Below are 6,121 nucleotides of genomic sequence, written 5' to 3' on the forward strand. Positions count from 1 at the left end.
ATCAACCTCCGCGTCTGCGGGTTTTATGATAATTTTTAATTTCAACAACAGGGGACTTTCCGAACAATGCCGCCGGGGCAAATTCAGTTAAAATCCGGCGGTAAACATCACGCTTAAATGCGACGACCTGGCGCACCGGATACCAATAGCTGACCCATAGCCAATCGTCAAATTCTGGATGTCCCCAGCGATTAAATTCAATTTTCATCTGCGAGTCATTGGGCACGTACAGCAAAAACCATTTTTGCTTTTGCCCGAGACATACCGGTTCTTCCGTCCAACGAATCAAACGTTTGGGCAGACGATAACGATGCCAATAACGGGAAACCGCGAGCAGTCTGACGTCTTCACGTCTTAACCCCAGTTCTTCATACAGCTCCCGATACATGGCCTCGGTCGGGGTCTCTCCGGGATCTACTCCTCCTTGAGGAAACTGCCAGGAATTCTGGCGGATCCGGCGAGCCCATAAAACCTGACCTTTGCGGTTGCAGATGACTATGCCCACATTGGGTCTGAATCCGTCTTTATCTATCACAGCAAACCGCCTAGTCTTTAATTCTTTAGCCTCTTCCCGAAAGTCCGTACTTAAGGGATTTTTTGTTTTTTTATCCGTAATCAGAACAATATATTTTGCATCAATAAAAATTAGCCGATACTGTTTAAGCATCAAAGCAAATTAATGACGACAAAAGAATATATTCTTTAAATTTACATCTAAAAAAAACAAAGAGTTCAATAGATAAATTATCGCACAGATTACAAAAATTTAAATCTGAGCAGATCTCAATAATCAGAGTTTTTTTCTCGTATAACAGAGAGTTTTTACTCTTAAATTTTGAGCTTTTTTCGTTTGAACTTTTTCCTTTGTCATTGACAGGGTAAAATGAAAAACATTCCTTAGTTTGAAAAAATTTTTTATTTACATGTCTTTTAAAAATAAACTTATTTCTCCGTATTCCGTTAGTGCGCCGCAATCTCTTGAAGAGTTAAAAGCAAGACTTGAGTCTTTAATCGGAAAAACGCTTTTGGAACTTGCCGATAAAGCCATAGTGCAGCTGCCGCGCAATACTACAAGCGGAAAAGGATTTACAGGGGAGCTGCTTGAAATATTATTAGGCGCAACCGCCGGAAACTTACCGGTTCCTGATTTTCCTCAGTTAAAACTGGAGTTAAAAACCCTGCCTGTAGATGAAAATCTAAAACCTCTTGAGTCAACATTTATCTGTCACGCACCGCTCATAAACAAACGCAGTCAGCGTTTTGAAGACTCTGCATTATTTTGCAAAATTTCATCCATACTGTTTGTTTTTGTTTTGGCACCGCGCGCTCTTCCCTTTGCAGAGCGTAAAATCATGGGATTTCATTTTTTCAAACCGAACGCAGAAGAACTTGCTTTAATAAAAGAAGATTGGGAAGAACTTATGGAAATGGTAAGTCTCGGACAAGTTCAGCAAATAACGGCACGCTACGGCACGATTATTCAAATGCGACCGAAAGCTGCCGACGGCTCGCAGCTTACCGACTGCATAGGTCCTGACGGAACGATAATAAAGACCCGTCCCCGCGGTTTTTATATGCGCCGTGCTTTTACCCAAAAACTAATCGATAAAATCAAAGAACGCAATCCTTAAACATTATTAACGCTTCTTTAATCTTTTCTTTGTAAAATAAAGAGTAAGCTTTTTCCCTCTTTCAGTGAGCAAAACCTCATTTTTTTATAACAATTTATACAAAAACGCTTAAATTTACTATTTATCAACTTTTTAGGCTTATAATGCACTTAACGCAATGATCCAAAGAAAATTAATATCAGGAGAACATCATGAGCGTTTCTAAGAGATTTACTCCTAAGAAAGTCACTATCGCTTTTTATATTACAAAAGAAGCCGCCCAGGGCGCAGCAAAAATTGATTTATTGTGCGAGCACAACGGCTGGGAGCCTGTTGCCATGAAACCGCAGAAAAACGGAACCTATCGCGGATCTATTACTGTCGCGCGCGATATTCAGGACAAATATCAATATCGCTTTAAGTACACCATGCCGGACGGCAGCGTGAAATTCGACAATGATTGGAATGCAGAAGAGTACTGCCCTAATCCTTTCGGCGGTGATAATTCTGTATTTACAATGTTTCCTAAAAAATAATTCGTAAAAAGCTTGACAGAGCTCAAACTTCTCCCTATAATGCACGCATCAAGTCAATCGCGGGGTGGAGCAGCTCGGTAGCTCGTCGGGCTCATAACCCGAAGGTCGTAGGTTCAAATCCTGCCCCCGCAACCAAAATCGGAAGCAGTAAGCTTCCGTTTTTTGTTTCTGCTCCTCAAAAATTCCTGCCTATTTTCTAATTCTCGTATCTAATTATTTGATTTTTACAGAAAATAACCACTGCGGCGCATTTAAACACGGCGATGGCGATAATTATAAAAAAACAGCGGCGGTACTGCGATACCTAAAGCAATAGCCAATAAAATTGCCGCACAACGCGTACCTGAGTGCATCAAAGTAAAAACATAATGATAAAAAGCTGCGTCATCAACACTTTCCACCATCGAGATGAAAGAGATTAAGGCATTGTAGGCATCGAATCCCGGAATGAGTGCGATAATGCTGGCAACGGTAAAAACCGGGCGCGGAATTTTAAGCTTAGGACCTAAATAGATAAAAATCAAAGAAACTGCAGCACAAGCGATAAATGTGGCAATCACGATTTCAATTCCTGCCCCAATATAAAGTCCGGAACGCAGGCATCTTGTTAGAGCACCGCCTGCTGCAACATATGGAAGACACCGACGCGGAACTGCAAACAGCATGGCAAAAGCCGGAGCGATAAATCCTGCCGCTATTGTTTCAAGCACTATTTGCAGCAAAACATCATTAGATAACATCATAACTGCTCCCAAAGAGGACTGTACACCAGATACACCGTACCGATTAAGCCGATGGCTGCTGCCATGGTAAGCACGCTTGCATTGATAAGACGGCTTAAACCTACATCCATGTAGCCTTTAAACACATCAAGAAAGCCGTTCATAAACGGAAATCCCGGAACTAAAAGTAAGGTAGTAGACATTACCGCAAGAGAGATTTCATTTGTCGACAGCTGCATCAAGCATTTTGCAACCAGCAGAGTAAAAGAGCTGCCGCAAAAAGCCGACACTGTAAACGCAAAGCATTCGAAAAAACCGCGTCCCAGCAAAAAGAAACGTACGAACATCAGTACAATTCCTCCGCAGAAAGTTGCCGCCATGATTTCAAGATTGCCGCCGTTTAAAAAAGCAAAAGCGCTTGCCGCCAAAGCTTCGATGAAGATTAGATACTTTTTGTTATAAGTTTTGACTTTAACTGCGTTAATTGCCTGTAATATTTTCTGCGGATCTTTTAATTTTCCGTCTTTTACCTTAAGACACACCTGGTGCAGATCGGTAAGTGCGCTCATATTGATGCCGAAAGCGTTTATCTCAGCAAATTCAATAACCTGCTCTTGCCCCTCAAAGATCTTGACCGTAATAGAAGTACGCGTCAAGCCGAGATCGATTTTTGAAATCCCAAGGTCTGCTGCCATTTCCTTAACCGACTGCACAATAAGCCGAGTTTCTGCGCCGTAAAGAGCAAGATGTTTTCCTAAAGTACACAGAACCTCGGCTTTTGAGGCTAAATTCAAATTACTCATTTTTAGCCTTTAACGATAAACACACTCACCTGAATCTAAGCTCGCATTGCGCTTTTTGATTTCATGAGCCCAAACCAGCTCTTTGTAAGAACCGTCCTTATTTTGCTGATAGACATACATCGGGCAATCACTAATACCTTTGGCAAAAATATTATTCTGATCATTCCACGAGGCTTCCATAGTGGCAAAAGCAGAAGATCCGGAAAACAATAATGCACAAAGTAAGAAAAATTTCTTCATAAAAACCCCAATATTCAATCGAAAATAATAAAAGCTATCTTGAATAACGCCTTATTTTATAAGGATATTCAAAATTTCGACTGCGAATTATACATATTTTTGTGATATAGATCGATTAAAATTTTAAAATTTTAAGCATATTAAATATAATTTTTATATTAACAAAATAAAAATAATAATTATATAAAACATTAAATATATATAAATCAATTAATTATTTAAGATTAAAATTCTTATTTTCATTTAAAATTGCTGTTATTTAGATGCAAAAATCCTGCACTTAAGTAAGGCAAATAATATTTTTAAGGAAAAATGTTGTGTTTATCAGCATCCACTCAAATGTTTAAAGATAACGATCAGCAAAATTAATCTCATTTCTACTACCCAAAAAAAGCTGAAAACTGATGACTAAAAAATCAGTCTTTTTTACTTAATTTTCCGATTGACACTAAAATGACTATTGCTATACTGTGACCGACTTGGTAAAACCAAGCAGTGTTTTGTAATCCTCATCGGAGGGCCTAAGGCTGGATAAGATGACCGGGTAAAACCTGTCATGGATCCGGCTTTTGCGTCTTCACCACTAAAGTCAGATCCTAAGCCAAGTCCTGAATCCAACGTAACTTTGTAAATTACTAAAAGGATATAAGGATGATCGACTATAGCTTTGCAAATATAACCAATCTTTTCTTTAAACTATTCTTTCCCACGCTTTTAGGCATGTTCAGCGTCAGTGCCGTTACAACCATTGACGGAATTTTTGTCGGACACGGAGTAGGAAGTCATGGAATTGCCGCAATAAATCTCTGTGTACCGCTTATCATGCTTTTAACAGGGTTCGGACTTATGGTAGGAGTCGGAGGATCAGTGATTGCTTCAATAAGTCTCGGTAAAGGAAAAATAATTTACGCCAGAGGCACAATGACCCAAGCGTTAATTTTTGCCGTATTTATTTCTTCTATTGTTACTTGAATACTAATATTTTTCCCGCAATGGGTCGGCATGATTCTAGGAACATCAACAACATCACTCATCTTTGAACTTATTATCGCTATTTCCGTATTTTCTCTGCGTTTAGACGGAGCTCCGAATTTTGCCATGCTCTCAAGCATAGTGACTGCCGCGACCAATGCCGTTTTAGATTATATTTTTATTTTTCCGCTCAACATGGGAATAAAAGGCGCAGCGATTGCCACCTCTTTAAGCTGTTTTATCGGTGCTTTAATGGTACTGTATTATCTGGCTTTTAAAGCTCAGAAAATTAAGCTTATATGCTTACACTTAAGTCTTCAAGGTTTTATCTTTTTTGCAAAAAATATCAGAAGCCAATGTATTATCGGATCCTCAGCTTTTCTGGGTGAAACAACCTTAGCCGTTCTCATGTTTGTCGGAAATTATACTTTTATGCATTACTTAGGAGACAACGGGGTCGGAGCTTTCGGCATCTGCTGCTATTATCTGCCTTTTGTTTTTATGACCGGAAATTCAATCGCCCAATCATCACAACCGATTATCAGCTATAACTTCAGTATAAATAATAAAAAAAGAGTCAAAAAGGCCTTGAATATATCATTAAAAACTGCATTTTGCTGCAGCTCGATTATGGCGCTGTTCTTTATTCTATTTCCTGAAATTATGGTAAATATTTTCGTAAATTTATCAGATCCCAGCGCACAGATTGCTATTCACGGTTTTCCTTATATAGGCATCGGTTTTATTTTCTTCGTGCTTAATTTAGCCGTTATCGGCTATCTGCAAAGTATTGAAGATGTAAAAAGATCTACTCTTATAGCTTTAATGCGCGGTTTTATATTTTTAATTCCGTCTTTTATTTTATTGCCTCAGCTTACGGGAGAAAAAGGTATATGGTTAGCACTAACGTTTTCAGAACTTACTGTAACATTAATAATATTAATTAATGTACTGCGCCTGCGTTTTATCAAAATCCACCATATAACTCATCAAAACAACTAAAGATCTCCCTCGCGGCGATACAAAAATTATATTTCTTATTTAAATATCTGCGACTGAAAAATACATATAAAATTTTTTAGTCGCTTTATCATAAAAGCAGTGATAAAAGACAAGTAGCTGCCTTATAGCAGTGAAACAAAAATTCTTACAGCACTTAACAGTGTTTGGTAGATGTTTTACCAAAACTTACTGTAGTAAAGTTATTTGACATCCTCACCGGCCTAAAGGCCGATGAT

8 protein-coding genes and 1 tRNA gene are annotated in these 6,121 nt (G+C 38.7%); 5 read left to right on the forward strand and 4 right to left on the reverse strand.

Annotation, left to right across the window (positions count from 1 at the left end):
* Nucleotide 1 precedes the first annotated feature (1 nt).
* A complete protein-coding gene (gene rppH, locus HMPREF9444_RS02235) occupies nt 2–535 on the reverse strand; it encodes an RNA pyrophosphohydrolase (RefSeq protein ID WP_040909105.1) in 534 nt (177 codons plus the stop codon).
* 388 nt (nt 536–923) lie between these two features.
* On the opposite strand from rppH, the gene HMPREF9444_RS02240 reads away from it, so the two are divergent.
* The 3 genes from HMPREF9444_RS02240 (at nt 924) to HMPREF9444_RS02250 (ending at nt 2,281) form a co-directional block, all read left to right on the forward strand.
* Nucleotides 924–1,631 carry a DNA mismatch repair protein MutH gene (locus HMPREF9444_RS02240; protein WP_009142706.1) on the forward strand — a complete coding sequence of 236 codons (708 nt, stop codon included), beginning with the start codon at nt 924–926 and terminating at the stop codon, nt 1,629–1,631.
* Nucleotides 1,632–1,822: 191 nt separating this feature from the next.
* Nucleotides 1,823–2,146, forward strand: a complete 324-nt coding sequence (locus HMPREF9444_RS02245; protein ID WP_009142707.1) for an early set domain-containing protein — start codon at nt 1,823–1,825, stop codon at nt 2,144–2,146.
* A gap of 58 nt (nt 2,147–2,204) precedes the next feature.
* Nucleotides 2,205–2,281 (forward strand) — tRNA-Met (locus HMPREF9444_RS02250).
* 116 nt (nt 2,282–2,397) lie between these two features.
* Here HMPREF9444_RS02250 and HMPREF9444_RS02255 read toward each other — a convergent pair.
* The 3 genes from HMPREF9444_RS02255 to HMPREF9444_RS02265 are packed head-to-tail and all read right to left on the reverse strand — an operon-like array spanning nt 2,398 to nt 3,911.
* A complete protein-coding gene (locus HMPREF9444_RS02255; protein ID WP_009142708.1) occupies nt 2,398–2,889 on the reverse strand; it encodes a threonine/serine exporter family protein in 492 nt (163 codons plus the stop codon).
* Nucleotides 2,886–3,671, reverse strand: a complete 786-nt coding sequence (locus tag HMPREF9444_RS02260) for a threonine/serine exporter family protein (RefSeq protein WP_009142709.1) — start codon at nt 3,669–3,671, stop codon at nt 2,886–2,888. The genes HMPREF9444_RS02255 and HMPREF9444_RS02260 overlap by 4 nt, the downstream gene beginning before the upstream one ends.
* A 9-nt stretch (nt 3,672–3,680) precedes the next feature.
* Entirely contained in the window at nt 3,681–3,911 is a 231-nt protein-coding gene (locus HMPREF9444_RS02265; RefSeq protein WP_009142710.1) for a hypothetical protein, read from the reverse strand.
* 651 nt (nt 3,912–4,562) lie between these two features.
* Here HMPREF9444_RS02265 and HMPREF9444_RS11025 point away from each other — a divergent pair.
* Complete coding sequence (locus tag HMPREF9444_RS11025) at nt 4,563–4,883, forward strand: MATE family efflux transporter (RefSeq protein WP_009142711.1); 321 nt, start codon at nt 4,563–4,565, stop codon at nt 4,881–4,883.
* Nucleotides 4,884–4,913: 30 nt separating this feature from the next.
* Entirely contained in the window at nt 4,914–5,885 is a 972-nt protein-coding gene (locus HMPREF9444_RS02270; protein WP_009142712.1) for an MATE family efflux transporter, read from the forward strand.
* Nucleotides 5,886–6,121 lie beyond the last annotated feature (236 nt).

Source organism: Succinatimonas hippei YIT 12066, assembly GCF_000188195.1.
GTDB classification, from domain to species: Bacteria; Pseudomonadota; Gammaproteobacteria; order Enterobacterales; family Succinivibrionaceae; genus Succinatimonas; species Succinatimonas hippei.